Source organism: Corynebacterium callunae DSM 20147, assembly GCF_000344785.1.
GTDB classification, from domain to species: Bacteria; Actinomycetota; Actinomycetes; order Mycobacteriales; family Mycobacteriaceae; genus Corynebacterium; species Corynebacterium callunae.
The window spans coordinates 1852206-1878331 of sequence record NC_020506.1; the positions used below are offsets into that span (position 1 = coordinate 1852206).

General features: G+C 52.2%; 20 protein-coding genes. 1 reads left to right on the top strand and 19 read right to left on the bottom strand.

The genetic code is table 11. The features are described 5' to 3' along the window. Window positions 1-30: 30 nt before the first annotated feature. The 5 genes from H924_RS08755 to rpsP all read right to left on the bottom strand — a co-directional run bounded on the left by H924_RS08755 (window position 31) and on the right by rpsP (window position 3260). The gene (locus H924_RS08755) at window positions 31-402 is read right to left on the bottom strand and encodes a hypothetical protein (protein ID WP_015651599.1); all 372 of its coding nucleotides are present in this window, start codon (window positions 400-402) and stop codon (window positions 31-33) included. A gap of 10 nt (window positions 403-412) precedes the next feature. Next, the gene (locus H924_RS08760) at window positions 413-1114 is read right to left on the bottom strand and encodes a DedA family protein (RefSeq protein ID WP_015651600.1); all 702 of its coding nucleotides are present in this window, start codon (window positions 1112-1114) and stop codon (window positions 413-415) included. Continuing rightward, window positions 1115-2026, bottom strand: coding sequence for a tRNA (guanosine(37)-N1)-methyltransferase TrmD (gene trmD / locus H924_RS08765; protein ID WP_015651601.1), 912 nt, complete (start codon window positions 2024-2026; stop codon window positions 1115-1117). Window positions 2027-2066: 40 nt separating this feature from the next. Then, entirely contained in the window at window positions 2067-2582 is a 516-nt protein-coding gene (gene rimM / locus H924_RS08770; RefSeq protein ID WP_015651602.1) for a ribosome maturation factor RimM, read from the bottom strand. 171 nt (window positions 2583-2753) lie between these two features. Then, complete coding sequence (rpsP, locus tag H924_RS08775) at window positions 2754-3260, bottom strand: 30S ribosomal protein S16 (RefSeq protein ID WP_015651603.1); 507 nt, start codon at window positions 3258-3260, stop codon at window positions 2754-2756. 299 nt (window positions 3261-3559) lie between these two features. Here rpsP and H924_RS08780 point away from each other — a divergent pair, with 299 nt between their 5' ends. After that, the gene (locus H924_RS08780; RefSeq protein WP_015651604.1) at window positions 3560-4036 is read left to right on the top strand and encodes an ankyrin repeat domain-containing protein; all 477 of its coding nucleotides are present in this window, start codon (window positions 3560-3562) and stop codon (window positions 4034-4036) included. A gap of 67 nt (window positions 4037-4103) precedes the next feature. Here H924_RS08780 and ffh read toward each other — a convergent pair whose 3' ends face one another. The 14 genes from ffh to H924_RS08850 all read right to left on the bottom strand — a co-directional run bounded on the left by ffh (window position 4104) and on the right by H924_RS08850 (window position 25986). Beyond that, window positions 4104-5720 carry a signal recognition particle protein gene (gene ffh / locus H924_RS08785; RefSeq protein ID WP_015651605.1) on the bottom strand — a complete coding sequence of 539 codons (1617 nt, stop codon included), beginning with the start codon at window positions 5718-5720 and terminating at the stop codon, window positions 4104-4106. 78 nt (window positions 5721-5798) lie between these two features. Beyond that, entirely contained in the window at window positions 5799-7877 is a 2079-nt protein-coding gene (locus H924_RS08790) for a [protein-PII] uridylyltransferase (RefSeq protein ID WP_015651606.1), read from the bottom strand. A gap of 24 nt (window positions 7878-7901) precedes the next feature. After that, window positions 7902-8240: a P-II family nitrogen regulator GlnK gene (glnK, locus tag H924_RS08795; protein ID WP_015651607.1), complete on the bottom strand. Its 339-nt coding sequence runs from the start codon at window positions 8238-8240 to the stop codon at window positions 7902-7904. Window positions 8241-8286: 46 nt separating this feature from the next. Beyond that, window positions 8287-9603 (bottom strand): ammonium transporter, encoded by a 1317-nt coding sequence (locus H924_RS08800; protein WP_015651608.1) that lies wholly within the window; start codon window positions 9601-9603, stop codon window positions 8287-8289. A 435-nt stretch (window positions 9604-10038) separates the two neighbouring features. Next, window positions 10039-11784: a signal recognition particle-docking protein FtsY gene (gene ftsY, locus H924_RS08805; protein ID WP_029703265.1), complete on the bottom strand. Its 1746-nt coding sequence runs from the start codon at window positions 11782-11784 to the stop codon at window positions 10039-10041. 221 nt (window positions 11785-12005) lie between these two features. Continuing rightward, a complete protein-coding gene (locus tag H924_RS08810; RefSeq protein ID WP_015651610.1) occupies window positions 12006-15380 on the bottom strand; it encodes a hypothetical protein in 3375 nt (1124 codons plus the stop codon). Between the two features lie 140 nt (window positions 15381-15520). Beyond that, the gene (gene smc, locus H924_RS08815) at window positions 15521-18982 is read right to left on the bottom strand and encodes a chromosome segregation protein SMC (protein ID WP_029703266.1); all 3462 of its coding nucleotides are present in this window, start codon (window positions 18980-18982) and stop codon (window positions 15521-15523) included. Between the two features lie 14 nt (window positions 18983-18996). Then, window positions 18997-19281, bottom strand: a complete 285-nt coding sequence (locus H924_RS08820; protein WP_015651612.1) for an acylphosphatase — start codon at window positions 19279-19281, stop codon at window positions 18997-18999. A 36-nt stretch (window positions 19282-19317) separates the two neighbouring features. Next, window positions 19318-21150, bottom strand: coding sequence for a lipase family protein (locus H924_RS08825; RefSeq protein WP_015651613.1), 1833 nt, complete (start codon window positions 21148-21150; stop codon window positions 19318-19320). Window positions 21151-21357: 207 nt separating this feature from the next. Further along, entirely contained in the window at window positions 21358-22830 is a 1473-nt protein-coding gene (locus tag H924_RS08830) for an alanine/glycine:cation symporter family protein (protein ID WP_015651614.1), read from the bottom strand. A gap of 152 nt (window positions 22831-22982) precedes the next feature. Then, window positions 22983-23837: a bifunctional DNA-formamidopyrimidine glycosylase/DNA-(apurinic or apyrimidinic site) lyase gene (mutM, locus tag H924_RS08835; protein ID WP_015651615.1), complete on the bottom strand. Its 855-nt coding sequence runs from the start codon at window positions 23835-23837 to the stop codon at window positions 22983-22985. Further along, the gene (rnc, locus tag H924_RS08840) at window positions 23830-24573 is read right to left on the bottom strand and encodes a ribonuclease III (protein WP_015651616.1); all 744 of its coding nucleotides are present in this window, start codon (window positions 24571-24573) and stop codon (window positions 23830-23832) included. Before rnc ends, mutM begins: the two co-directional genes overlap by 8 nt. Next, on the bottom strand, window positions 24570-25100 hold the full coding sequence (locus H924_RS08845; protein WP_015651617.1) for a YceD family protein: 531 nt from the start codon (window positions 25098-25100) through the stop codon (window positions 24570-24572). The genes rnc and H924_RS08845 overlap by 4 nt, the downstream gene beginning before the upstream one ends. Before the next feature lie 103 nt (window positions 25101-25203). Beyond that, window positions 25204-25986, bottom strand: coding sequence for a DivIVA domain-containing protein (locus H924_RS08850; RefSeq protein WP_015651618.1), 783 nt, complete (start codon window positions 25984-25986; stop codon window positions 25204-25206). Window positions 25987-26126 lie beyond the last annotated feature (140 nt).

Sequence of the window (26126 nt, forward strand, 5' to 3'; positions counted from 1 at the left end):
ATTCTAGCGAAGCCCGTGCTACAAGGGAGGTTATGGACGGTGCTGCCAGGCGCAGGCAGCGTTTACTCCAGGCTCGGTGACACCCGCATAAGAACTGCCGTACCAGTACAAACCCTTTGGCAAGGCCGCGACCACTACCTTGGTCAGCTCCTTTAACTCCAGCTCTGAAGTGCCGTTAATAACCACGCGGTAGAGGACTTCCACAATTGGTGGGTGGCCCTCCATCTGAGAAAACTGGGTGACCAACATATTGTCTGGTTCACAGGTGAGATCCACAATCTGCGCATGGATTTCTTTAGCCTCGTATCCCGCTGCGTTGAGAGCCTCAGGCAAGCCTTCTAAGGCGCGCTCCCACTCGGTGGGAGTAATTAGGATATTAAGGTCTGTTGAAACTTCAGTCATGAGTGTTCCTCTATTTCTTCATTTGTTTGCTGGCGCGATAGAACATGATGGCCAGCAAGGCGATGGTAATCCACAGCATATAGCGGTTGATCACATTAACGATGTCAAGCACCTCTTGGCCGAAGGTATAACCCAACCAGATAAAAAGGCCATTAATAGCCAGCACGCAGGCAGCATTTAACGCCAGCATGATGAGGAAACGGATTTTGAGCAGGCCGGCAATCGCATTGAGGACAGTGCTGGGAACTGGGCCAGGCAGATATCCGAAGGGTAAAAGGCCAAGTACCCAGGCATAAAGGCTGGTGGATTCATTTTCCACGGCCTTTTTAAAGAAGCGGTGAGCGCGGGGCGAATACTGCAGGGACATATCAATAAATTCCATGCCCCAGCGTTTACCCATTAGCCAGTACACCGGCATGAATTTCAACGCGCCAACTAGGGTGCACAGCCAAAAGATCCACCAGGTGCCGTTTCCTATTGAAGCATTTGCACCAGAAACCACGGCACTGGTGTAACCACCCACAATCAAGGTATAAGCCAATGGTTGAGTAAGCAGCCAAGCGCGCAGGGGAATCATGCACAGTGAGAAAATACCCATGGCAATAAGCAGCACAAAAAGGACAATGTCCATCTTTTCTGGCTTGGTTAAAAAGGACGGTAACTCCGGCTCTGTTTTTTGGGCAGGTGCCTGGTTATCTAGTGGTTCAGTCATTTAGTCAAGCCCTAATACTTTGCGGTCAGCGGCGTCCAGCTGGGTTTCGTCGATAAGCTCAGGCCGAACAGCCTGAGTACGCAACAGCGCCTGATCGCGTCGCCAACGGTCAACCTTTGCGTGGTTGCCCGAGAATAGCACCTCGGGCACATCCAAGCCGCGCCAGCTACGGGGTTTGGTATAGGAAGGGCCTTCAAGAAGCCCGTCTGAGAAGCTGTCTTCCTCGTGGCTGCGGCGATTTCCCAACACGCCGGGAATCAGGCGCACCACTGCCTCAGCGATAACAAGCACTGCCACTTCACCGCCGATCAGGACATAATCGCCGATGGAAACTTCGCGCACGCGGTAGCGCTTGGCAGCATCATCAATAACGCGCTGGTCAATGCCTTCATAACGGCCACAAGCAAAGACAATATGGCGCTCATTTGACCATCCCTGAGCATCAGTTTGGGTAAAAGGTTTACCCGCAGGAGTCGGAACCAACAGCAAGGGCAATTCCTTATCCCCTGCCGCTTCGACCTCATAGGCGCGTTTTTCCACACCCTCAATTTCATCATGGCGGGCGCTCTTTAGGTGTGGGGAGGCAGATTCCAGCTCATCGCCAACTACATGGCCAGCTGCAATATCATCTAGTGCTGGTCCCCAAACCTCAGGCTTCATCACCATTCCAGGGCCACCACCATAGGGGGTATCATCCACGGCCTTATGTCCGCCGGTGGCCCATTTACGAAGATCATGCACTCCTACTTCGAGGATGCCATCTTCAATTGCCTTGCCCAGCAGCGCGTGGCGCAGTGGGTCAAGGTATTCCGGGAAGATGCTTATGACATCTAGGCGTAAACGGTGTGCATCAAATTCTTGGGAGCTACTCACCGCACTAAATCTACCAAGTCCACGGAATCCATACACCATCCATATACCGTCCATATACCCAAGACTTGGTCAAGCGGGATTAAAGATCCAAAAGTCCCTCTGGCGGAGTGATGGTGGCGGTACCTGCCTCGAGATCAACCTCGGGAACAATTGCATGCACAAAGGGGATGAGTACTTCTTTGCCGGTATTTAGTTCCACCTCGAGGATTTCTCCAGCGGGACCGTGCATAACGCCGGTAACAACACCAATATCTTCGCCTTCATTAATAATGTGCAGGCCTTCTAGCTCATGGTCATAGAAGCCATCTTCATCATCTTCAATGTCCAAAGGTGCTGCGAAAAAGCGGGTGCCGCGCAAGGAGTCTGCAGTGTTGCGGTCTGGTACTTCGGCAAATTTAATAAGCAGGCGCCCTTGGTGGAAACGTGCTGCATCAATGGTGAGAGTGTGCTCTTTGCCAGCCTGTTTGCCAGTGAGTGTCTCCCCCACTTCATAACGAATCTCTGGTTCATCGGTGGTGACTTCTACAACCACTTCGCCTTTGATGCCGTGGGATTTAATGACCCGGCCAATTTGCAATTCTTGCTCAGTACTCATGGGTAGAAATTCTATGTTACTCAGCGCCTATGCCCCAGTTCGGGGCAAGCAAAATACCCCGACAAACCGCCTCGGGAGTTGGAAATAAAGAAAACCACCTAGTGATCAGATCACTAGGTGGTGTGCTTGTTCGCTGCGTTTTAAGTTTTAAACGCCGGAACTAAAAGAGACTTAAGCCTCTTCTGCAGCAGCTTCCTCAGCAGGAGCTTCTGCTTCTGCTTCAGCTTCAGCAGCGGCAGCCTTCTCAGCAGCAGCCTTTTCAGCTGCAGCCTTAGCTTCCTTCTCCTCGCGAGCCTTCTTCTTCTTCTCGGTGATAGCCTCTGCGGTTGGGCCGTTGTTAGCCTCGGAGAGTGCCTGGTTGAAGAGCTCGAGCTTGGATGGCTTAGGCTCAGCAACCTTAAGGGTGCCTTCCTGGCCATCGATGCCCTTGAACTTCTGCCAATCGCCGGTCACCTTAAGCAGTGCTGCAACAGCCTCGGTTGGCTGAGCGCCAACGGAAAGCCAGTGCTGAGCGCGCTCAGAGTTGATCTTGATTACGGAAGGCTCGGACTTTGGCTCGTAGATACCGATGTTCTCGATAACCTTGCCGTCGCGCTTGGTGCGTGCATCAGCGATGACAACGCGGTAGTGCGGGGTACGGATCTTGCCGAGGCGCTGGAGCTTGATTTTAACAGCCATGTGAATTTTCCTCACTGGTCACTGGGCAGTACAGACACTCACCCTGTGCTGGTGAGCCGGTTCAACCCTTTTTGTTTTACCTGCGCGTGACTCCTCCGGACGACCATGGTCGTTGGCGGCATTACGCAGGAAAGTCTTTTAAAGTTGCCACACCCATACGAGTGCAGACAACCTTTAATATTTTAGCCACCTGCCCTTCAAAAAGGAAATCGCTACTTAACCTGCACACAAAGCCACCTCCCAGACCTGCAATCTGGGAAAGTATGCGGAAACTTCAAAGAGGAGTAGATTAAACAACCGTGCTTCCGATTACATCCGGTAATAGTGACCGGAATTTGATCAGTTATGTTGACGGTGGTCGCTTTGATGAGATTATGCTCACCGGCGACCTCACGGGAATCAACAAGTTCCTTAATAATGCAGGCCCTAATGCCCGCGATGCGCATGATCGGCCAGTGCTCAATCGCGCTGCCGAAGCAGGCAATCTCATGGTTGTCGCGCGCTTACTGGATTTGGGGGCAAACCCCAATATTGCAGATCCCCAAGGAGCTACTGCCCTCCATCGTGCTGCCGTTATTGGCGATGATGGCATCGTGGAATGCCTCATCAATGCCGGCGCCGAGGTAGATGCATTGGACTGCCAGATGCGTACTCCCCTGTGGTACGCCGCCGCCAATCACCTTCCTGATTCCGAGGTGGTTGATGTGCTCTTGCGAGCTGGCGCAAATACCCATCACCGCGATGTTAATGGCGTGAGTCCAGAAGACCTGCTTTAAAAAACCAAAAAGGCGCTTTTCGACGAAAAACCGTGCGGGTTTGCGTCGAAAAGCGTCTTTAATCTTTTTATTTCTTGCCGAAGTCCAAGTTATTGAGATCGATATTCTCCATACCCTTAGGCAACTTTGGCATGCCACCCATTCCTGGCAGGCCTCCGCCAGCACCGCCAAGTTGCTTTTGCAGCTCAGCTAGATCCGGCATTCCAGCGCCACCCATACCGGGAAGTCCTGGCATACCTGGCATTTTAGGCTGGGTTGGGCCCTTCTTCACTGGTTTACGCTTACCGTTTTTACCCTTACGACCCTTGGCCTGCTTCTTGGTAGCACTGCGGCTTCCGCCACCCATGCCAAATTGGCCGGCCATCTTGCCCATCATCTTCTTGGCTTCAAAGAAGCGCTCAACAAGCTGGTTAACCTCGGCAACGCTAACACCAGAACCATTAGCAATACGCTTGCGGCGGGAAGCATTAAGAATCTTTGGATTATCACGCTCGGTTGGAGTCATACCGCGGATAATTGCCTGGATGCGGTCAAGTTGCTTTTCATCAACCATGTCCGCCATCTGGGACATCTGCTTGCCGCCGGGCAGCATCTTCAAAATATTGCCGATTGGACCCATGCGGCGGATCATCAGCATCTGATCGAGGAAGTCCTCCAGGGTCAGCTCTCCACTGCCCAGCTTCTGAGCTGCAGCTTCGGCCTTTTCCTGGTCCATTACTGCTTCAGCTTGCTCAATCAGGGTGAGCATATCGCCCATGCCCAGGATACGGCTGGCCATGCGCTCTGGGTGGAAGATATCAAAATCTTCCAACTTCTCGCCGGTGGAGGCGAACATGATTGGCTTGCCGGTAACTTCACGGATGGATAGTGCAGCACCACCGCGGGCATCACCATCAAGCTTGGTGAGTACAACGCCGGTGAAATCAACGCCATCACGGAAGGCTTCAGCGGTATCCACTGCATCCTGGCCGATCATGGAGTCAATAACAAAAAGCACTTCATCAGGGTTGATGGCATCGCGAATATTACGTGCCTGAGTCATCAGGGTTTCATCAATACCGAGGCGACCTGCGGTATCGACAATGACGATGTCATGCTGGGTGCGCTTGGCTTCTTCAATACCCGCGCGCGCTACCTCTACGGGATCACCGTGGGAGGTGCCCATTTCATGCTCGAGGGAATCAATGCTGGTGCCTGGATCAGGTGCGAAAGTTTGGACTCCAGCACGTTCACCAACAATTTGCAGCTGCTGCACGGCGCCGGGGCGCTGCAAGTCACAGGCCACGAGCATTGGGGTGTGGCCCTGTTTAACCAGGTGCTTTGCCAATTTACCGGCCAGCGTAGTTTTACCTGCACCCTGCAGACCAGCCAACATGATTACCGTTGGAGGGTTCTTGGCTAACTGTAGACGACGGGTCTCACCACCGAGGATCTGAACCAGTTCCTCATTAACAATCTTGACGACCTGCTGTGCAGGATTGAGCGCCTGGGAGACTTCCGCGCCAACAGCACGCTCTTTGATGCGGTTGATAAATGCACGGACAACCGGCAATGAGACGTCGGCTTCTAAGAGCGCGAGGCGAATCTCTCGAGCTGTTGCATTAATGTCAGCCTCGGTGAGCTTGCCTTTGCCACGTAGGCCTTGAAGGGCATTGTTCAACCGATCGGACAGTGACTCAAACACGAATGAACTCCCAGTAGGTTCTAGAGTGCGGGGTTTCTAATCCCCCTATGGTAGCTGGTTACCCCCAGCAAGGTCACGTTAGCTACCCGCCAGGGCCCTAATCACGGCACGTTCTACCTGTGCTCGATCAAATCCTGGCTCCAACGCAGCTTGCACAATCAGTGTTGCACCGCGGGTAACAGTACTAAACCACAAAGCATTGGGCAGGGTATTTAGCAGCACAAATATCGGTCCAGCACGATGTTCCGTGCGGACTTCAATAGTATTGCCATGCCAAAAAGTTGCTGTTAACCCAGGAGCCGGAACGGGTACCTCAGAGTAAATTCCTGATTGATAGGCCTGCACAAATGACAGCGGATTAAAATCCATGGGCCCGGTGGCACGCACATCAAATTCGCCATGCCACTCCCCATTGTGAATCATCCGCGCATTATCAATTGTCCAACCTTTGGCTGCAATAACGCCAAGGATCCTCCGTACTTCCTCGCCGTGCCAATAGACCGTGTACACACCTTCATGCTCTTTAAGTGCAATCTCAGACTTAATAGGAACCAGTGGCGCAGTGGGGCGAACTTCCACCAAGCGAGTACGAGCCCCACGCAAAACAGTTGCCAGCGAACTTTCCAAGCGTGTTGACCACACTCCCGGCCCTGTAGCTTTGGCATCGGCCTCGGTTAATACCTCTAAGAGATTAAGGGTTACTAGGTCATAACGAACTGCATCAAGGAGCTTGTCGACGGCCTCCTCTGAGTGCGGATCAAGGCGGGCGGCAATGCGGGCGATTGTGGTGTGCTCGGCTACCAGCGTTTGTACGCAGGCTCGATCGCGCAGGTTAAGGCCCATGCGGCTCGCTGCACGAGCCACCATTTCTGCACCAACCTGCTCATGGGGACGTGATTGCCCCTTACCCATGTCATGATAAAGCGCACCTAGCAGGAGCAAGTCCGGGCGTGCCACGGTAACGGTTTCTAAAGCACAGCCGGCAACTGTATTGAGGCTGTGTTCATCAATGGTGGAAACGTGGTTGGGTTCACGAGGCATCAAGCCACGAATATTGTCCCACTCCGGTACAAAACGTGACCACAAACCATGGCGATCCATTTGTTTAACCACGCGACGTGAATGCTCAGGGCTAGACAACACCCGGAAGAAATCTCCGGCGGCGTTGGCTGGCCACGGATCCGGCAAAATTGGGCATTCCCGAAGGCGTTCCCAGGTGGAGTCGGCTACTGGTAATCCGGTTTTGGCAGCGGCAGCTGCGACCCTCAAGATTAGGGCCGGATCGCTAAGATCCGGTTTTCTAGACAGGGCCACTGTTCCTTGGGCATCCACCACATCCACGTCCAGTGGCCTGCGGTGTGCATTTCTAAAGGCAAACCCAGAACGGCGTGGCAGGACTGCGCGAGCAGTTGCCAAAGCAGCAGTGAGAGCATCATCAATGGCGCGCGCTGCATCTGCAATTTCGCGACCCAAATGATAGCGGTCCACAAAGCCAAGATCGATAGCCACGTCAACTGCAAACTCTGGATCCAAAACGTCCCTGGAACGACGTGCGTGTACATGCAACAAAGTTCGCGTATCCAGCATTAGCTGATGTTGTTTATCTAATCTCGGTGGATCACATAGATGGCCAAGGGCAAGTGCTGAGATGAGTTCATAATCGCGGAGCCCTCCCCTGCCATGTTTGAGATCTGGCCGAGTCATGGCTACTACTGGGCCAGAACGACGCCAGCGCGCAATGGCAGTATCCACCACTGCATCAAAATTCTTATTTAGTTCTTGACGCCATTTGCTTAAAATTCTTTGGCGCGTGAAATCAAAAAGTTCTTGGTCGCCTGCAATAAAGCGCATATCCAGCATGGCGAGGGCCGCCGTGGAGTCTGCGGAAATCATGCCGACACATTCCGATGGTGTGCGTACGGAATAGTCGAGGCGCTTTTTTGCATCCCAAATGGGGTACCACAGGTCTTCAATCCCGCTGGGGACTTCATTTTCCGGGTGGATTAAAAGGAGGTCCAAATCTGAAAATGGGGTCATCTCGCTACGGGCGAGGGATCCGGTGGCTGCGAGTACGGTACCTGCTGGTAAAGACAGAGAACCCAGCAACGCTAGGGCCTCGTTTTCGGCCTGCTGGCGTAGCTGGGTTGGATTATTCATCTGCAAAATCTTTTTGGAGAGTGTTTAGAGGGCGGCTTCGCCGTGTTCACCGGTGCGTACACGCACTAGTTCTTCGACGTTAGTAACCCATACCTTGCCGTCGCCAACCTTGCCGGTGCGGGCAGTATCGACGAGGACAGAGATAACTTCTTCAGCCTGAGCATCAGAAACGATGACCTCAATCTTGACCTTTGGCACAAAGTCCACTGCATATTCCGCACCGCGGTAAACCTCGGTGTGGCCTTTTTGCTGTCCAAAGCCCTGAGTTTCGGTAACGGTCATTCCCTGGACACCAACTTGCTCCAAGGCTTCTTTGATATCGGTAAGGGTAAAAGGTTTAACGATCGCGGTGATGAGTTTCATGGCGTCTCCTTAGGACGTTAGGACGTTTGCACGTTTTCTTTTAAACTTAACGAATTTCTGGGCCGGTGGTGTCATATGCTGACTCACCGTGCTCGTGCGTGTCGATGCCCTGCATTTCCTTTTCATCATCGATACGCCATCCCATAGTTGCCTTGAGGATATAAGCGATGACTGCGGTAATAACACCTGCGAAAATCATAGCAACCAGTGCGATAACAACCTGAACTACGAAGAGTTTAAATCCGTCTGCGCCGCCACCGGTAAGCAAGCCAGCGTCTGCTGCGAAGAGACCCACACCGATGGTGCCCCAGAGGCCAGCGACCAAGTGCACACCAACTACGTCGAGGGAATCGTCAAAACCGAAGCGGTACTTCAGTCCAACACCGAGGCAAGCCAAGACGCCGCCGATTGCGCCGAGGATGATGGAAGTTAGTGGGGTAAGAGAGCCTGCTGCTGGGGTAATTGCGACCAGACCAGCAACGACACCGGAAGCAGCACCAAGGCTGGTTGCGTGTCCATCGCGAATCTTTTCCATTAGCAACCAACCGAGCATTGCTGCTGCAGTTGCAACCGTGGTGTTAAGCCAAGCAAGACCGGCAACACCGTTTGCACCGAAAGCGGAACCACCGTTAAAGCCGAACCAACCGAACCAAAGAAGTGCTGCACCGAGCATTACCATTGGCAGGTTGTGAGGACGAGCAAAGCTCTTGCCGAAGGTACGACGCTTGCCGACGATGAAGGCTAGAACCAATGCAGCAGTACCTGCAGAGATGTGAACTACGGTGCCACCTGCGAAGTCGATTGGGGAAACATTTGCTTCACCATCGGTTGCGCCGAAGATCCAGGCTGCAAAACCGTTTTCGAAGTGGGAAAGAAGGCCGCCACCCCACACCATATGAGCTAGTGGGAAGTAAACGAGGGTTGCCCACGCACCGGAGAAGACCAGCCAAGTGGAGAACTTAACGCGCTCTGCCAATGCACCGGAAATAAGAGCAGTGGAGATAACTGCGAAGGTGAGCTGGAATCCGATATCAATGATGTTCGGGTAGCCGGCAAGTCCTTCAACATAGTTGCCTTCTGCATCTACGATGGAGTCTTTAAGTCCAAAGAATTCAAAAGGATTGGCGAAGATGCCACCGATTGTCTGAGTTCCGTAGGACATTGACCAGCCCCACAAAACATAAACAATGGTCACCACACCGAGTGAGCCAAATGACATCATCATCATGTTAAGTACGGACTTTTGGCGAGACATTCCGCCATAAAATAGAGCCAGTGCTGGTGTCATTAAAAGCACCAACGAAGCGGACATTAGCATCCAGGCGGAGTTACCTGAAGCGGCTGCGATCTGATCTGCGGTCATAGCGTGGACGACCTCCTTTTAGGTGAAGTTTTTGCTCTCTAAGCTTTAGTGAGTTCACGGGGTATCTTCTGGGATTGATACCCCGTGAACCGAATTCAACTATAGACCTACAGAAACCATTTTCGATAGCTCAATAGAATTAACTTCGATTTACACCCTGGCCTGCCAAGTCATTTTCAATAGCTCAACAGGTACTTTTCAGGACTTGTTAGGTGGATCACACAGTGTGATCGGGGGTAAATTCGGGTGTAGCGGAGAGTCCTTCGATACAGCTCAGAGTGACCTTTTTCGGTTATAGAACTTGTGCAGTTGGCCACTCAAAAAGTAATTAAGCCAGAGGCCTTACAGTGTGTCAATCACAGGAAAATAGAAAACTCCCTCGACACAGGCTGAATTTTCACCCTGTGCTGAGGGAGTGCGTTTCGACGCTGCTAATTAACCAAGCAAGGCGTCAACAAATCCTTCAACTTCAAACGGTGCCAAGTCATCGGCACCCTCTCCAAGGCCAACCAGCTTCACTGGAACACCCAGCTCTTCTTGTACCTGGAAAACAATGCCACCCTTGGCAGTGCCATCTAGCTTGGTGAGTACCACTCCGGTGATCTCTACAACATCGCGGAAGATACGAGCCTGCTGCATACCGTTTTGCCCCACAGTGGAATCCAAAACCAGCAAGACCTCATCTACGACGGCCTTCTTCTCTACAACACGCTTAACCTTGCCCAACTGATCCATAAGGCCAGTGGAGGTATGCAGACGTCCTGCGGTATCAATAAGCACCACATCTGCCTGGCGTTCAACGCCCTTAGCCACTGCATCAAAAGCTACTGATGCGGGATCCGCGCCTTCGGCTCCACGGATGGTTTCTGCACCAACACGACGGCCCCAGGTTTCTAGCTGATCAGCTGCTGCTGCACGGAAAGTATCGGCTGCACCCAAGATCACCTTATGCCCCATGGAAACGAGCACGCGAGCCAGTTTGCCGGTGGTGGTGGTTTTGCCGGTGCCGTTGACTCCAACAACAAGAACCACGGCTGGTTTGCCCTCATAAGGCATGGCCTTAATGGAACGGTCGAGGTCGGGGCGGCAGGCGTCGATAAGCGTTTGACGCAGCATGGCACGAGCCTCAGCCTCGCTGGCCACGCCGTGCGCCGCAATCTTTTCGCGCAAATCATCAACCACGCGGGCGGTGACCTTGGAGCCAAGGTCAGCCTTGATCAACATTGCTTCAATGTCTTCCCATGCGTCTTCATCAAGATCGCCGGCGCTCAAGATACCAAGCACTGACTTTCCAAAGACGTTCTGGGAACGGGAAAGGCGACCACGCAGCTTGCCAATACGACCGGCAGCAGGAGCAATTTCATCAAGTGGTTCTGGTGCAGGAGCAGGTGCTTCATCTGGAACTGGAGTCTGCTCACGAGCTGCTTCTGCAAATTCAGCCGTCACCTGTGCTGCTTCAGCAGCCTCAACAGCCTCAGTTTCAGCTTCCTCCAAAGCCTTAACTTCTGCATTTTCTGCAGCTTCTGCACCTGCGATGGCTACTGGCTCTGCAACATTATCGACAGTTTCTTCAAAGATTGGAGAATCATTGTCAATTGGTTCATCGGCGATGATTGGCTCTTCAACAGCAACATCCTCAGCAATTGGAGCTTCTTCCAAAACTTCAGCGGTCTGCTCGGAGATTTCGGCTGGAGCCTCAACCTCTTCTACTGCTGGTTCCGCCACTACTGCTGGCTGTTCAGCAACCGGCTCTGCTGCTGGCTGCGCTGCAAAGATATCGGTGGCGGATTCCTTTGCCACTTCTTCCTTAGTTGGCGCTGATTCTTCTGCATTAACTGCGTCATCTTGGACAGTGCTTGGTGGGATAACCGGCGGGATTACCTGCGGAGCAACTGGCTGTGCTGCTGCTTGCTGTGGCTTTTCAGCAGGCTTTCCGGACAGCTCTTGCCCCTCCCGCAGAACAGGCTCAGCCTCCTCTTTCTTGGCCGGTGCAAAGTTAAAGCCACCTTGGGCTTGGTAGTTGCCTGATTTTTCCTGTTGGGTTAGTTCCTTCTTTTCCTCTTCAGGCTTTTCAAAACTAACGGTTTTTGATTTTGCTCGTTGATTGCCAATGATCAGCACAATGATGATCGCAAGCACCACGAGGACGACTAGTCCAATAATCCACATTGTCGGTTCCATACCCTCTATAGTGACAGGTTTGGTTGACTCATACATCGCTAGCCCATGATTATTTGGCAAATTTAGCCTTAAAAGCCCAAAATTCAGGTTGAATGTTCACCCAAAAGCAACTGCAACAGCAAAAAGCAGCTACCACTACCCCACTTCGGGATAACGGCAGCTGCTTTGCGTCGCGGCAAAAAGTCGTGGCAAAACCTAGTCGCTCGCCTTAATGCACTGTATTAATCAACCAAACCTGGGTGCCGCACACCCAAGACCATGGCCTCTGCGGAGATAAGGTCACCGGTCACTAGATCTGGGACGATATCGGCAATTCTGCCCCAGCCGCCTGCAGCGCGGTCAAGAGTTCTGGTCTTGCCGATCATCTCATGTGCATGGAGGCGAGATGACAGTGCGAAGACCAAGGAGACTACGGGAGTCAAGGCCCAAACATTGTCTGGATTGTCAGTGTTGACGCCATCAAGCTTGTCAAAGCGGATACGTGCAGAGGAATATAGCTGACGCTGCGTACCGCGCATGGCACGGAGCAATTCCACGGCAGTCTTGATCAGACCTTCAGTCTGAAGAACCTCGCGCAACTCATCGCGCTTTTTGAAGGTTTCAAACACAGCCATCAAGCGGGTGTTATCTTCCATCAATGGTCCAGGCACGATGTCAGCATTGCTAAAGAACATATCCAGCAATGCCTTCTGCTGGGCTTCGTTCATGCTGGCAATAGCCACAGTGGACTGATCGATGCAGGCAGTATCCAGAGTTGAGTCACGTCCGGTGGCCAAAGTGGACAAGATATTCTTGCCGGCTACTTCTTCCAACTGACCCAAAATAGGCAGCAGAGGAGTCCTATTTCCTAGTTCTTCAGCTTCCTTAAAAGCATTGGGAAGTAGACCAAGTAGCTGCAAGGTGCCAATCCACGCGGTGCGATGAACTTCGGTGGCAGGCGCGTCGGTGGTAAATGGTGAAGCAGCCAGGCCGGAAGAAATAACCTTGCCGGGAAGTGCCTGAGCTGGAACCAAAGAAGCGGAAAGGCCCTTGAGTGCTGCTGCTGGGGAAGAACGCAGTGCGGAGTGAACAACTGGCAAATGCTCAGTGTTTCCTTGTTCAGTCCAAATATGGGAAACATCCCAGAGTGCTGGAACTACGGCATCGCTAATTGGTGGTTCTTCAACCTGGCCACCAAAGAATGCAGACAGCTGCGCAAATTCCTCAGACTGTGCTGAGTAGTAGCCCTCTTGCTCCACGGTGATCGCTGCCTTGCCAGGAGACAAAGGAGTAATCAAAGTGGTGAAAGGATCAGCAGTGTGAAGCTGGACGATAAGGTTTCCGGCACCCACCAAGTTTTCCGGCAAGGTGATTTCACTGGCACTGACCGGCAATTCCACGGCGCGGATCCATGGCGCGGTTTGTGGCCAGATCCAAGCGCCGAGGTTTCGGCCTGCTGCAAGACCTGCAAAAACCAGCTTGTCATCTGCGATGGTGATTTCTTCACTGTGCGGGGTCTTATCAATAACAGCGATGGTCACGGATACACGGCGGTCCACGCGGCGATCAGTCCACTCAAATTCAATGGAACCACGTGGCATCACAAAGGTGCTGGCAGCAATTTCTTTCATGCTGCTCACCCAGGTACGGCCATTATCAGGGGTGGTCATCTTCACGGTGCGCAGTGGAGAACCGTGGTGGTTTCGCACACTGACCTTAGGATCGCCAACATTAACACCGGTGCGAATACGCAGTTCACCAGCACCGTCAAGGTCACGTGGACCACAAACGGTACGGGTAACACGCCACATCGCAGGCTCGGTAATTAGTGGCAACTCGATAGAAATCTGCGGTGGCACAAAACGAAGTGGCATTTGGTCGCCTTCATCAGTGGTGACAATGAAGGATGCGTTGGGATCGGTGGCACCTACTCCCACCAGACGAGGTTCAGCAGTGAAGTGCTTTTCACCGGAGCGCACACGCAAAGTTGCTTCGCTCAAACCAGTGGTGGTTGGAATACGGAAGGACGCACCGGACGCGATTTCTAGCTCGGTGGTCATGCCCTCCACAATGGCGAACTCATGGCGGAAGGATTCATTACGTGGTCCGCGCAGGCGCACCAGGTATTCACCAACCCATGGAGCATCGTAGATTTCTGGGTCAAAGATATAAAAGACGCCACCTTCGGCAGGTACTTCCAAAGGCTCTGGCTCAGCAATTTCTTCACCGGCTGCTCCCACACCTGCAAAAGCAGAGATAGAAAGCATCCAGGTTTCATCACGGCCACTAATGGTTGGCGGGAATTCCGCTACCAAAGATTGTGCGTGCACTGGCAGACCAGAGGTGGAACGAACATGTGCCACCAACTCTGTCGGGTGGTGGAATGCCACACGGCGACGTGGATCAATGCAGCGTACTTCTTTGTTGACCTTTAGGGAGGAAAGTCCACGTGCGTCAACACGGGAACATACCCATGAAGTCCAGCCTTCAACCTGGAAAGTTTCAAGTACTGGAACTTCCTGGCCGGTCACCATATCTTCTAAAACTGCCTCTGCAGGAGCCAGCACGTAGATTTCCTGGTGGTGTAATGAGACCTTGTCGCTGAGGTTTTCGCCGCGCTTGGAGAACACCAAAACTGGATCATTAAAGTCCACCACTGGCACAACCCAAGTGATTTGGTTGGCAGTGTCGGTAACGGTGGTCTCGCGTACCTGTCGTTCCAAGGTGATATCTAGAGCTTGGGAATAACCGGAGGTATCGCCCCAGGCCCGACGGGTGGAGTAAATGCGGGTGGTGCCTTCAAGGCTTACACGCCAGTTAATTTCCTCATCATTAACCTTTTGCTCCGGCAAACGCAGGCACACCTTGCGACGCTCTGCATCAAGGATCAAACGGGGACGCAATTCACGTAACGCCACACCCACGGAGTTTTCACGATCAGCAGTGCCAACTGGGCGTTCACGCAGTTCAGCAACCACCAGCTCGTCGATCATGGCAGGCAGACTGGACTCGCGCTCACGGTCAGGCCAAGAAGTAGGATGCAGGCTGGCAAATTCAATTAATTGCGCAACTCCAGCGAGCAGGGACGCAGCCCATTCCGGCGCCAAACGCTGCGCGCTATCAAACATGAATGGGAACTCGGTGGTACCAGCCTCCACCTCGGTGAGCACGGCAGCAACCTCACGGTTGCTAATTCCGGCGTGGACACTCAAAATCTCCAGCGCCGATGCCGACTCTGCGGGTACTGCCAAACCAGCTTGGACAAAAAGCTTTTCGACGTTGCCCTCCAGCACTGCGGCATGTTCAGCGCCGAGCCCTAAACCGCCGAAATATTCACCGAAGAAGTCACTGGGATCACCAATTTGGGAAGCCCGGGACACCAAGGATGCAACGGTTAGACAAGGGGTCATCTCAAAGAGATCAATGAGGGAAGCACCCGCAGCAAGCTGACGGGAGAGGAAGGTTCCAAAAAAGCGATCGATTCTTTCCAGTTCATCTCGACGGAGTTGAACTTGAGGGAAGTAATCAACGCCTGCCAGTCGCTGGTTGAGATCCAGCTCAGTTTGTGATGCCCATCCGAGCAATGAATCGGTCATGTCTGCGATGCCAGCCGGCATTTATACACTCTCCCCGCGCATTATGCGTTTTCTACTAGAAGCAACTTAATTCTCTCACACTACCCCACCGAGGGGGCGATAACTTCTATGCCTAACCTCGCGCTCCTGCATAGCGCAGCAAGCGGTAACCAAGCCCACATTTAAGACTGGTTGAGAGCTGCTGCGCGCTCCATTCTTTGGGAGATTACCCTGGTAACGCCATCCCCGCGCATGGTCACACCATAAAGCACATTGGCCACATCCATGGTGGGTTTTTGGTGGGTGATCACAATGAGCTGAGAGTCCTTGCGCAGCTCCTCAAAGAGCGCGATGAGGCGACGCAAATTCACATCATCAAGTGCAGCTTCCACCTCATCCATGACATAAAAAGGACTAGGGCGCGCACGGAAAATTGCTACCAGCATAGCCAAGGCCGTCAAAGACTTTTCGCCACCGGAAAGCAGCGACAGTCGCTTGACCTTCTTTCCTGGAGGTCGAGCTTCCACCTCAATACCGGTGGCCAACAAATCCCCTGGTTCAGTCAAAATCAGGCGACCTTCACCACCAGGGAAAAGTGTATTAAAGACCTTGGGGAATTCCGCTTCCACATCATTCCACGCGTCAGTAAAGAGCTGCAGAATCTTGGCATCAACTTCTTCGATAACATTGCTCAAGTCCGCACGAGCCTGCTGCACATCAGCCAATTGGGTAGACAGGAACTCATAACGCTCTTCCAGCGCTTTGAACTCCTCCAAGGCCAAGGGATTCACCTTACCCAAGGCTGCCAAATCCTTTTCGGCTTGTTTCAGGCGAGCCCTTTGGAACTTCTCATCAAATTCTTCATCCGGGGTGTATTCCCGCATCAAATCTGGCAAAGAAACAGCCAATTGCTCAGTAATCTTTGTAACGGCCTCCTCCATACGAACCTGCGCCTGACTGCGCGCTAATTCCATGGCATGGGCGTTGTCACTAAGGCGGTTTAGCTGCTGGCGCGCAGCATTGACAGTGTCTTTGGCACGTGCCACCTGAGTGGTTAACAAAGCCTTTTCCTGATTGCGGGCATCTCGCTCGGCAGCCGCCTGAGTCAAAGCAGCAGCTACCCTCTCAGAAACATCACGCGCACCGCGATAAACCACAGAAGCAAGTTCGACACGGCGCCGTCGTGCCTGCATGGCTTGTTCATGGCGAATCTTGGCTTGGCGTTCGTGTTCAGCTTGGCGCCTTAAGTTATCACCATGTCCACGTTGCTGCCCGGCGCGCTCCTCTGCGGTGCGCAGCGCTAAGCGAGCCTCCATTTCCATAGCTCTAATCTGGGCTAACACGGTCTGAGCCTCATCACGTTCTTGAGTTGAAGGCTCGGCAACATCGTCTTCATCCTCCACGCGGGAGAGTCGATCAAGAATTTCAGCAAGCTGGGCACGTAGTTCTTCGCGTCTATTCTCAGCTTGGTTAAGCCGCGACATATGGCGTTGGCGTTCACTCTCGGCGGCCTGTTGCTGTTTTTCCACTCGCGCCAAATCACGCTTGAGGGAATCGCGCGCCAAATCGAGCTCGCGCAGTGCAGCCTTATGTGCAGCTACATCAACGCGGGTATTTTCGGTGGCTTTGAGAGCACCGGCGAAGGTGCCGGCACTGTCTTTGAGATGTTGTTGTACCGAGTCCAATTCAGCATGAGCAGCCTCAATTTGTGAAGTAATTTCCACCGTGGTGGTACCACTTCCCAATTGCACCCAACCCGCACCAATCAACACTCCACTTTTGGTTACCGCGCGCAGACGTGGGTCCTCTTGCACTATGTCGCGTCCTTGCTGGGTTTCGTCGACAAGCACAACGTCAGCCAGCACCCGGTTAACCGGGCCAGCAATGGCCAGATCAAGGCTCACATGGTCTAATAACCAGCTGCTACCTGCAGGTAGCACGGCATCCAGGCGCCACGCTGCGGGTGCAATGGAGTGATCAACGATGACGGTGCGCGGCACACCAGCTTTAAGGAGCTTGTCGACGAGTCCTTCCCCGGCGTCGCCGGCAAAGGCTTCGGCGTGCGCGCCCAAGGCCGCAGCAACAGCCTTTTCGATATCTGGCTGTACGCGCAACAAAGTGGCCAGCTTGGGATAGTCGATCTCATCTTCCACGGCGGAACGTGGACGGTTTTGGCTTAAAGTCTCAATGCGAGACTCCAGGCGAGAGACATCTTTTTCCAAATTTCCACGAGTGCTTCGCAACTCCTCCAGGCGAGTTTCTGCAGCTTGGGCCTCATGGGTGGCCTCTGAAAGGGCAGCTTCCAAAGGTTCGCGCTCGCTATCAAGCTCCTGTTGCTTTTGGTTTAGCAAACGGGTTTCACGCTCTACATCGAGAATGCGTCCAATAAAATCTTCTAATTGCTCAGCGAGGCGTTCTGCCTCTTCCTCTGCTGCCTGCAACTGGGTGCGCAAAGATTCCTCACTGGCAAGCAGTCGCACCACACCTTCACGGCGGTCAGCAATGGCACGAACCTGAGCGAGGTGTTCTTGTTCCGCTTCTCTAGCCAAGGTGGCTTTTTCTTCCACATCCTCGCGAATGGACTCCAAGCGCTGGGCTGCCATCTCCACCGCCATTTCGAGTTCTTCCAACTCTTGATCGGCCTGTGCTGCACGTTTGAGCAGCTCTTCAGGATCTTGACCAGCATAAGCGGTATCTACTGCCCCAGTATTAGCGCGGTCTTGGGCAATGCGCATTGTCGCAGAAACTCGCTCGGCCAATGATGAGAGCTCAAACCACAGGTGCTGGGCGGCATCGGCGCGCGGAGTAAGTTCTGCAAGCGATTCCTCCAGCTCCATTTGGGTGCCGGTGGCTTCTTCAAGTTGTTCTTGGGCTGCTTCAGCCTGCTGTTTAATAAGTTTTTCGCGCTCGCTGGAGGTTTCAAGTTTTTCCGAAAGCTTCACAATTTCAAAGCCGGCGATCTTAAAACGCGCATCGCGCAGATCGGCCTGCACGGTAGCGGCGCGCTGAGCGGCTTCAGCTTGGCGAGCAAGCGGTTTAAGCTGCTTAGCCAACTCATGGGTGAGATCCTGCAATCGATCCAAGTTAACCTGCATGCCTTGGAGTTTGCGCTGAGCTTTTTCTTTGCGACGCCGATGCTTTAATACGCCAGCAGCCTCTTCAATATAAGCACGGCGTTCTTCAGGGCGAGATTCCAAAATATCGGCCAGTTTTCCTTGCCCGACCATAATGTGCATTTCGCGGCCGATGCCGGAATCTGAAAGCAGCTCCTGAATATCCATCAAGCGCGCCTTGGCACCATTGATTTCATATTCACTAGCGCCATCACGGAACATTCGACGAGTAACAGAGACTTCCGAATATTCGATCGGCAGTGCACCATCGGAATTATCGATGGTCAAGGTAACTTCTGCGCGACCGAGCGGTTTACGATCACCAGCACCAGCAAAGATGACATCTTCCATCTTGCCGCCGCGCAGGGTTTTTGCCGAGCCCTCGCCCATTACCCAGGCCAGAGCATCCACCACATTGGATTTGCCAGATCCGTTGGGACCAACAACGGCACAAATTCCAGGTTCAAATTTTAGGGTCGTCGCAGACGCGAAAGACTTAAACCCCTTGAGCGTCAACGATTTCAAATACATAACGGGGATAAAGTCTAGCGTTTCACAAAACCCTCAATGCCACGAGACTCGCCCCATTGCGCGATTACTGTGTCAACGTTGCCTACTCTTTGATGCCTGCTTGGCTGTTCCTGCAGCCTCTTGAGCATTTCTTCGCATTTATCTTGTGGCCCTTCGGCCACCACACACACTCTGCCATCGTTGAGATTGGTTGCCGAGCCCTGCAGTTTTAGCTCTCTGGCTTGTTTCATAGTCCACCAGCGAAACCCCACTCCTTGGACATGACCGTGCACAAAAGCAGTTAATCTGACATTTTCCATAAGTGGGGTCTCCTTCAAAGTTTTTTAAGGCCTATTTTATCGACTTAAAAACTTTAATTTTGGCTTATTGTTAGCTGCCTCTAATTCTTTAAAGATTCCAGGTTCCAAGCCTTGATGCGACATAAAGGACAATGCCTTTTCAACAGCTTTAAGTTTGCGCTTTACGCCTGCGACCATTGGTGATTTTTCATCTGAAATATTTTCCAAACGGGTTAGTTCACGCCGTAGATTTCTTTCCGATTCCACAAAGTAATTCCAGGTCTCATCATCAATTTCTAGTTGTTGAGTTTGACTCAAGATCACCACTGCTAGCTTTTGCGCCACCAATGCTTCCACCTCTTCTGCAGTGGTGCTGGATTTGAGCACTCCCACTGCAATTCCTCCGCTACCTGCAGAAATTAGTGTTCCCGCGGTAAGGAGGCCACCAGCTAAACCACCTGGCCCAAATCCTGCCAAGGCGCTAGAAATTGCGGCAGCTCCTGCCACGCCTGGTGCTACGGCAAGAGCCAATCCGCCGCTGGCAGCAGCCAAAGCCGCGGTACCAAAACCTAGAGCACCCCATTTTAACCAACGTGCTTTACGGCCAGAGGAGATAAGATCCTCGGCTTTCCGCAGGGAGTTCATCACATCTGCGCCAAATTGGCTGCCTAATTGGGATTCCTCCGAGAGGTCCTTCATAGCTTCTAGGCGTGCATTATCGTCAACTTCGATTTCAAAAGGATGCAAAAGATTAAGCCCAGCTAGGTCTACAAAACGACGTGCTGCCTCATACTTATAAAGATAGGGGCTTGGCAAAGGAGTAGGTGCGATGGCATCAGCATCTGCAAAATCAAATTCTAGATGCCTAATTTCCGCTGGTATTGGCCGGTTTTCCGCCTCATTATGCGCCATAATTTCTTGATAAAAACGCGCCTGTGTTTCCCGCAATGCAAGATTAAACCGCTGTTGCTTCTCCCCCTGGAGACGCAGTGAAATAAGGTAGGCAAATCGCAGGGCTTGAACAACAAAGAGCTCAGCCTCATTTAGTGGCAAGCTCAAGTTTTTCTCAGACACCACGATTTCTTTGGAGCGGGACCCAAAGAGGCCAAAGCCAATAGCTTCGCCTACTGCTGGGTCTGCACAATAATGCTTGGAAGAATGTGCAGTTCCGGGGATTAGTGGAGTTTTAATGCGGTAATCCAAAACCCAGGGAATTACTCCCGATACTCCCCTTTTAGCCGCTACAGGATCAGTGCCACTCCAAAAATTCACCCACCAGCGCATATTGCTTGGTGGTTGATGTAGCTCGTTCTCCAAACGATCTACATTAAAGCTGCCATTGGCCAGCGGGCTACCAATTGTCACCAAACCAGCCACCTTTAAACCTGCCGGCAATCGACGCACCACGTCGGCAGCAATCACCGATCCAAGGCTATGGCCAAGAATGACAAGCTCACCTTCCTCAGGTAATTGAGCGAGAATTCTATTAAGCACCTGTGCTCTTACCTGTTCACTACTTAAGTAATTACGAGCTTGATAAAACAACGGCAGCTCTACACTGAGCGAAACCACAGTGGTAGGCATTTTGCCACCGACACCGCTATCGTGGCGGCCGAGACGAAACTCCATGGCGGAAATCCGCCGTTCAAATTCAATGCGGTTGTGGCGCGCCACGTCCTTGGTTAAGGCAGCGATAGTAAGCGGTGGAAGTTCTGCTGCCACTTCAAATTCTTCAAAAGCGTCGGCATATTTAGGGGCGATGATTTCGACGTCGTCCAGGCTTGGATATCCGATATCAGCCAGTGTTTGAGAAAGCTGAAAGCGCCATTCTTGGGCTAAATCTCCTTGTCCCACACCATGCAAATACAGCAACACTGGTGCTTTATTCATCAAAAACGTCACTCCCCTATTTGTGCTTTATTACACATACAACGCCTCGCTTTTGGCTAAGGTTCCACCATTTCCAATTACTCAGCATATGTTCAGCTAACTTCATAAAAGTTTTTGTGAAATAAAAAACTGCACCCCACTCAATGCTTCTGAACATTTTCAGAAGTACCAAGCAAGGTGCAGCGTTTTTGAGAGGCTAGCTAGGTTTTAAGAATTCTTGGAGATTACTTGCTGATCACGATGGGTAATTGGATCAGAGCCATCCCAGCATTCCATGCCATCCCAGCCACGGATGCCCTTAATTTCTTCATCTTCACGGTTAAAGACCGGGTTCAAACCAGCCTTGCGCTGACGGGTGTAGTTGCGCAATACGGCCAAAGCAACACCGGTCAATGGAACAACCGCCACCAGGTTGGTGATAGCCATTAGGCCAGAGAACACATCGGCTAGGGCCCACACCAGTGGAACAGATCCAATTGCGCCACCAAAGACACAGAGCACAACAAGAGCGCGGAAGCCCTGCAGGAAGGAGCGGTTCTCCGTCATGTACTCAATATTAGATTCACCGTAGTAGTAATTTCCGATGACGGAAGAAAACGCCAGGAAGACAATGACCACAGTAAGGAAGTGAATACCCCAGGTGCCAACGCTCGTTGCCAGAGCACTCTGAGTGAGTTCCATGCCACCTTCAGATCCATAAAGATCCGGTTTTGCCAGCAAGATGATAAAGGCAGTGATGGAACAAACAATGATGGTATCGAAATACACACCGAGGGTCTGGATCAAGCCCTGCTTTGCTGGGTGTGACACAGATGCGGTAGCTGCAGCGTTAGGAACAGAGCCCATACCTGCTTCATTGGAGAAAAGGCCACGGCGAACACCCTGCATAATGACGGTGCCAAGTGCAGCACCAGCAAATTCACGGATACCAAAAGCGTGGGTGACGATGGAGGTGAACATTGCTGGAACCTCGGTGATGTTGAGACCAACCACAATGAGACCAACAAAGATGTACATGGTTGCCATAACTGGCACCAGGTACTGGGTGACACTAGCAATGCGCTGCACACCGCCGAAAACGATAGCTGCGGTAAGAGCTGCCAAAACAAGTCCCACAATAACCTTGATGATCATGGCATCGGAGTCAAAAGAGGTGGCAACCGAAGAAGCAATAGAATTCGACTGCACCGCATTAAACACAAATCCGTAGGTTACGGAAATGATGATGGCGAAGAATAGGGCAAGACCACGCCAGTTCAGCGCTTTGGTCATGTAGTAGGCAGGACCACCACGGTAGGAGTCCTTATCACGAACTTTGTAGACCTGAGCCAAGGTGGATTCAACGAAACTGGTTGCACCACCAATAATGGCGATCATCCACATCCAGAACACTGCACCGGGGCCACCCATAGCCACCGCGATGGCAACACCGGCGACGTTACCGGTACCTACACGGGAAGCTGCTGAGATGGTGAATGCTTTGAAAGCGGAGATACCGTCTTTGCCTTCAGAGATTTCTGAGGGCTTTTCAACGATAGCCTTGAACATGTCGGGGATAAATCGGATCTGTACCAAGCGGGTAGTGGCGCAGAACCATATTCCTGATCCAATAAGGATGACGATAACCACAAGCCACAGCTTGTCATTAACCATTCCAATGGCATTTAGTAGGGATTCCATAGGAAAAAACGTACACGACAGTGCTTGTGAAAAAAATCACCTGTTACAACGATTGCATAACCTTGTTCCACGTAGGAAAATTTTTGCCCCAGCTTTTAGCGGTATCCCAAACGCAATTTTTTAACCAAACCCTAGTCAAATATTATTTGCGCCTAGTGGCGACGCTGACACTTAGAGCAGTAATGAGTACCTCGGCCTCCCACCACAATTTTGGAAATTGGGGTGCCACAACGTGCACATGGCTCATCGGTTTGGCCATAAGCATTGAGGGAAAGCGAAAAATAACCAGAATTTCCGTTGACATTGACATACAAAGCATCAAAGGAAGTACCGCCCTGAGCTAAGGCCTTGATCATTACTTTGCGGCCACATTCCAAAAGATATTCCAGGCGTTGTAAAGACAGCCGATCAGAGCGCTGCTGCGGGTGAATCTGGGCTGCCCACAGCATCTCATCGGCATAAATATTGCCTATCCCTGAGACAATTTGTTGCTCTAGCAAAAGACGTTTAATTTCTCGACCACGAGCTTTAAGCTGCAATGCAACCGCTGGAGAATCGGCAGCATCTTCCAAAAGGTCGGGTGCGATATGTGAAATCTTGGTGGGGACACCTTCGTGGATATCACCAAGCCACCAATATCCAAAGGTGCGCTGATCCACAAACCACACTTCATGACCATCATCAAGCTGCAATTTAGCGCGCAGATGAGGGCTAATGGGAGAATCTGGATCCTTAATGAGCATTTGGCCACTCATCCCCAGGTGTACCAATAGTCCAAGGTTTGTGGGTTGGTTTAAAGCATCTGCCAATTCCAACCACAAAAATTTGCCACGGCGCTTAGCTGCGGAGATCTTTAAACCTCGGAGGTTTGATTCCACCTCTACTGCCCCACCTAGTTGGTTGCGAACCACTCGAGGATGATAGATCGCAGCCTGCACAATGGTGTGACCCGCCGCGTGTTCAGCTAACCCACGGCGGACTACTTCTACTTCAGGTAATTCAGGCACGCCACTGTCTCAGCTTGCGGAAAGCCTGATGCGCTGCTTCTTGCTCGGCTATCTTCTTATTGGGTCCTACTCCACGGCCCATTTCTTCACCATCAAAGGAAACAATGGCAGTGAACTCAAGGTCGTGATCTGGGCCAATAGAGGTAGAAGTGTACTGTGCCATTGGCTTTTTGAGATGTGCCAACTCCTCTTGCAATGTGGTCTTCCAGTCTTGGTGGAAGCTCTTTGCAGAGGCATGTTCAATCTTGTGGCCAAAAAGTCGCAAGACCACATCGCGCGCTACTTCAAAACCATGCTGGCGGAAAATCGCACCAAGCAAAGCTTCAGTGGTATCCGCCAGAATGGAATCCTTGCTGCGTCCCTCAGTTAAGAGCTCACCCTTGCCCAAGAGAATGTACTCACCCAAACCGATCTCACGAGCGATGTCTGAAAGTCCATAGCGGCTCACAATGGAGGCGCGCATTTTAGACACTTCAGATTCAGGGCTGGAGGGATAACGCTCATAAAGCTTGTTGGCCACCGAAAGACCCAAAACGGCATCGCCCAAAAACTCGAGGCGCTCGTTATTAGGCAGCATGCCGTTTTCATTGGCAAAAGAACGGTGAGTCAGTGCCAGAATAAGCAGATCCCGCTGGATGTCTACGCCAAGGCTTTCCAACAACGGTGCATGATCAACACTGTCGAAGGCCTCGTTGAGGGCATCTACTCCGGTAACGCGTGGCTTTTTGCGACTCACAGGAACTTCTCCAGTCCTGCCCAACGAGGATCGACCTTGGTTTCCTCAGCAGTTTCGGAGTCTCCATCAGGAGCCGGGACATCTCCCTCATCGCAGGCACCATAACCCAGCCTTTGGCAGGTTGGATTAAAAGGCAAGCTCAGGCCAGCTTCATCAATGACGGATTGCAAAAGATCAATCTGGTCCTGGTGAACCATTGGGATTTCATCTTCATCTTCAGCTTCTTCACCAGTGATGAAATCTGGGTCAGCAGCAAAAACTTCAGAGACATGCAGGGTACGGGTAGGAGTGAGCTCACGCAGGCAGCGGGAACACTGACCAAGGAGCTGCGCTTCAATATCGGCTTCAACTGAAAGACCGCCACCGAGTGGGAAGATCTGAGCTTCTACCGTGACGGTACCGCCCTCTGGGATGGCAATCATTTCTGGCCCAATACGAGTTGGGCTGGGGCCGGACTGTTTAATAGTTTCCGGGACTGCGCTACCGCGCAGCAAGGCTGCGACATCAAATATAAAAGGTGATTTCATGACCTGGGAAATCCTACTCGTACCCCCTGATGTAGTGAAACATCAGAGGGGGGTTGACTCGATGACGATAAAATTTTTATGAAATATCTAGCGAGCTAGGTATTTAGTATTCGCGTTCGTAGCCGCGTTCCGGGCGCTCGAAATCGCGATCGTACTCTCGCTCATAGTCACCGCGACCTGCTGCCCCTTCTTCACGACCCTTAGCTCCCGCTCCCCTGCGCAGCGCAGTGCGGTCTGCAGAAACGGAACGCAAGGTGGTAGAAAGTGAGGTTTCAAATTCAGCCAGCTTGGAATCTACATATTCATCACATTCATTGCGCAGCTTATTGGAATCAGCGTGCGCAGAATCAACAATGCGGTGAGCTTCCTCAGTGGAACGGCGCACCACCTCAGACTCACTGATCAAGCGCTCCTGCTCGGCTTGTCCTTCCGCAACGGCGCGACGGTAGGAATCATTACCGGAGGTAATAAGACGCTCAGCCTCAGCCTGGGCACGCTCAGTGGTGGTGGCAGCTTCACGGCGAGCATCAGAAACGATGCGGTCGGCGGAGTCATTGGCCTTGCCCACTACAGAGTTTGCATGCTTGGTGGCATCTTCCACCATGGCATCGGATTCTTCAGCAGCGCGGGCCAGCAAATCGCGGGCTTCATTTTCAGCGTCTTCAACAATGGCGGCGGCTTTTTCTTCAGCCTCACGAATAACTGCGTCACGGTGATCCAAAACGTCTTGGGCGTCGTCAAGTTCAAGAGGCAACGCATCACGGAGATCATCCAAGAGTGCGAGCATATCCTGACGCGGTACTACGCAGTTGGAGGTCATAGGTACGCCATATCCGCGTTGAACGGTATTGACTAATTCATCGAGTGCCTCAAAAACCTTGTACATGCGTTTAATCGTACTTAGACAGCCACTTGTTTGCTTTAATTAGTGCTTATTGGGCGTGTTTTCCAGATCCACCGGAGGAACTCGTCGAAAAGCGGGGTTTAAAAAACCCTGATCACCGCACCCCTTAAAGGGCAGTGACC

Excerpts from the sequence above, each read along its gene's own strand:
- H924_RS08755 (WP_015651599.1), bottom strand. The coding sequence starts at position 402 with ATGACTGAAGTTTCAACAGACCTTAATATCCTAATTACTCCCACCGAG.
- H924_RS08760 (WP_015651600.1), bottom strand. The coding sequence starts at position 1,114 with ATGACTGAACCACTAGATAACCAGGCACCTGCCCAAAAAACAGAGCCG.
- trmD (WP_015651601.1), bottom strand. The coding sequence starts at position 2,026 with ATGGTGTATGGATTCCGTGGACTTGGTAGATTTAGTGCGGTGAGTAGC.
- rimM (WP_015651602.1), bottom strand. The coding sequence starts at position 2,582 with ATGAGTACTGAGCAAGAATTGCAAATTGGCCGGGTCATTAAATCCCAC.
- rpsP (WP_015651603.1), bottom strand. The coding sequence starts at position 3,260 with ATGGCTGTTAAAATCAAGCTCCAGCGCCTCGGCAAGATCCGTACCCCG.
- H924_RS08790 (WP_015651606.1), bottom strand. The coding sequence starts at position 7,877 with ATGAATAATCCAACCCAGCTACGCCAGCAGGCCGAAAACGAGGCCCTA.
- glnK (WP_015651607.1), bottom strand. The coding sequence starts at position 8,240 with ATGAAACTCATCACCGCGATCGTTAAACCTTTTACCCTTACCGATATC.
- H924_RS08800 (WP_015651608.1), bottom strand. The coding sequence starts at position 9,603 with ATGACCGCAGATCAGATCGCAGCCGCTTCAGGTAACTCCGCCTGGATG.
- ftsY (WP_029703265.1), bottom strand. The coding sequence starts at position 11,784 with ATGGAACCGACAATGTGGATTATTGGACTAGTCGTCCTCGTGGTGCTT.
- H924_RS08810 (WP_015651610.1), bottom strand. The coding sequence starts at position 15,380 with ATGCCGGCTGGCATCGCAGACATGACCGATTCATTGCTCGGATGGGCA.
- smc (WP_029703266.1), bottom strand. The coding sequence starts at position 18,982 with ATGTATTTGAAATCGTTGACGCTCAAGGGGTTTAAGTCTTTCGCGTCT.
- H924_RS08820 (WP_015651612.1), bottom strand. The coding sequence starts at position 19,281 with ATGGAAAATGTCAGATTAACTGCTTTTGTGCACGGTCATGTCCAAGGA.
- H924_RS08825 (WP_015651613.1), bottom strand. The coding sequence starts at position 21,150 with ATGAATAAAGCACCAGTGTTGCTGTATTTGCATGGTGTGGGACAAGGA.
- H924_RS08830 (WP_015651614.1), bottom strand. The coding sequence starts at position 22,830 with ATGGAATCCCTACTAAATGCCATTGGAATGGTTAATGACAAGCTGTGG.
- H924_RS08845 (WP_015651617.1), bottom strand. The coding sequence starts at position 25,100 with ATGAAATCACCTTTTATATTTGATGTCGCAGCCTTGCTGCGCGGTAGC.
- H924_RS08850 (WP_015651618.1), bottom strand. The coding sequence starts at position 25,986 with ATGTACAAGGTTTTTGAGGCACTCGATGAATTAGTCAATACCGTTCAA.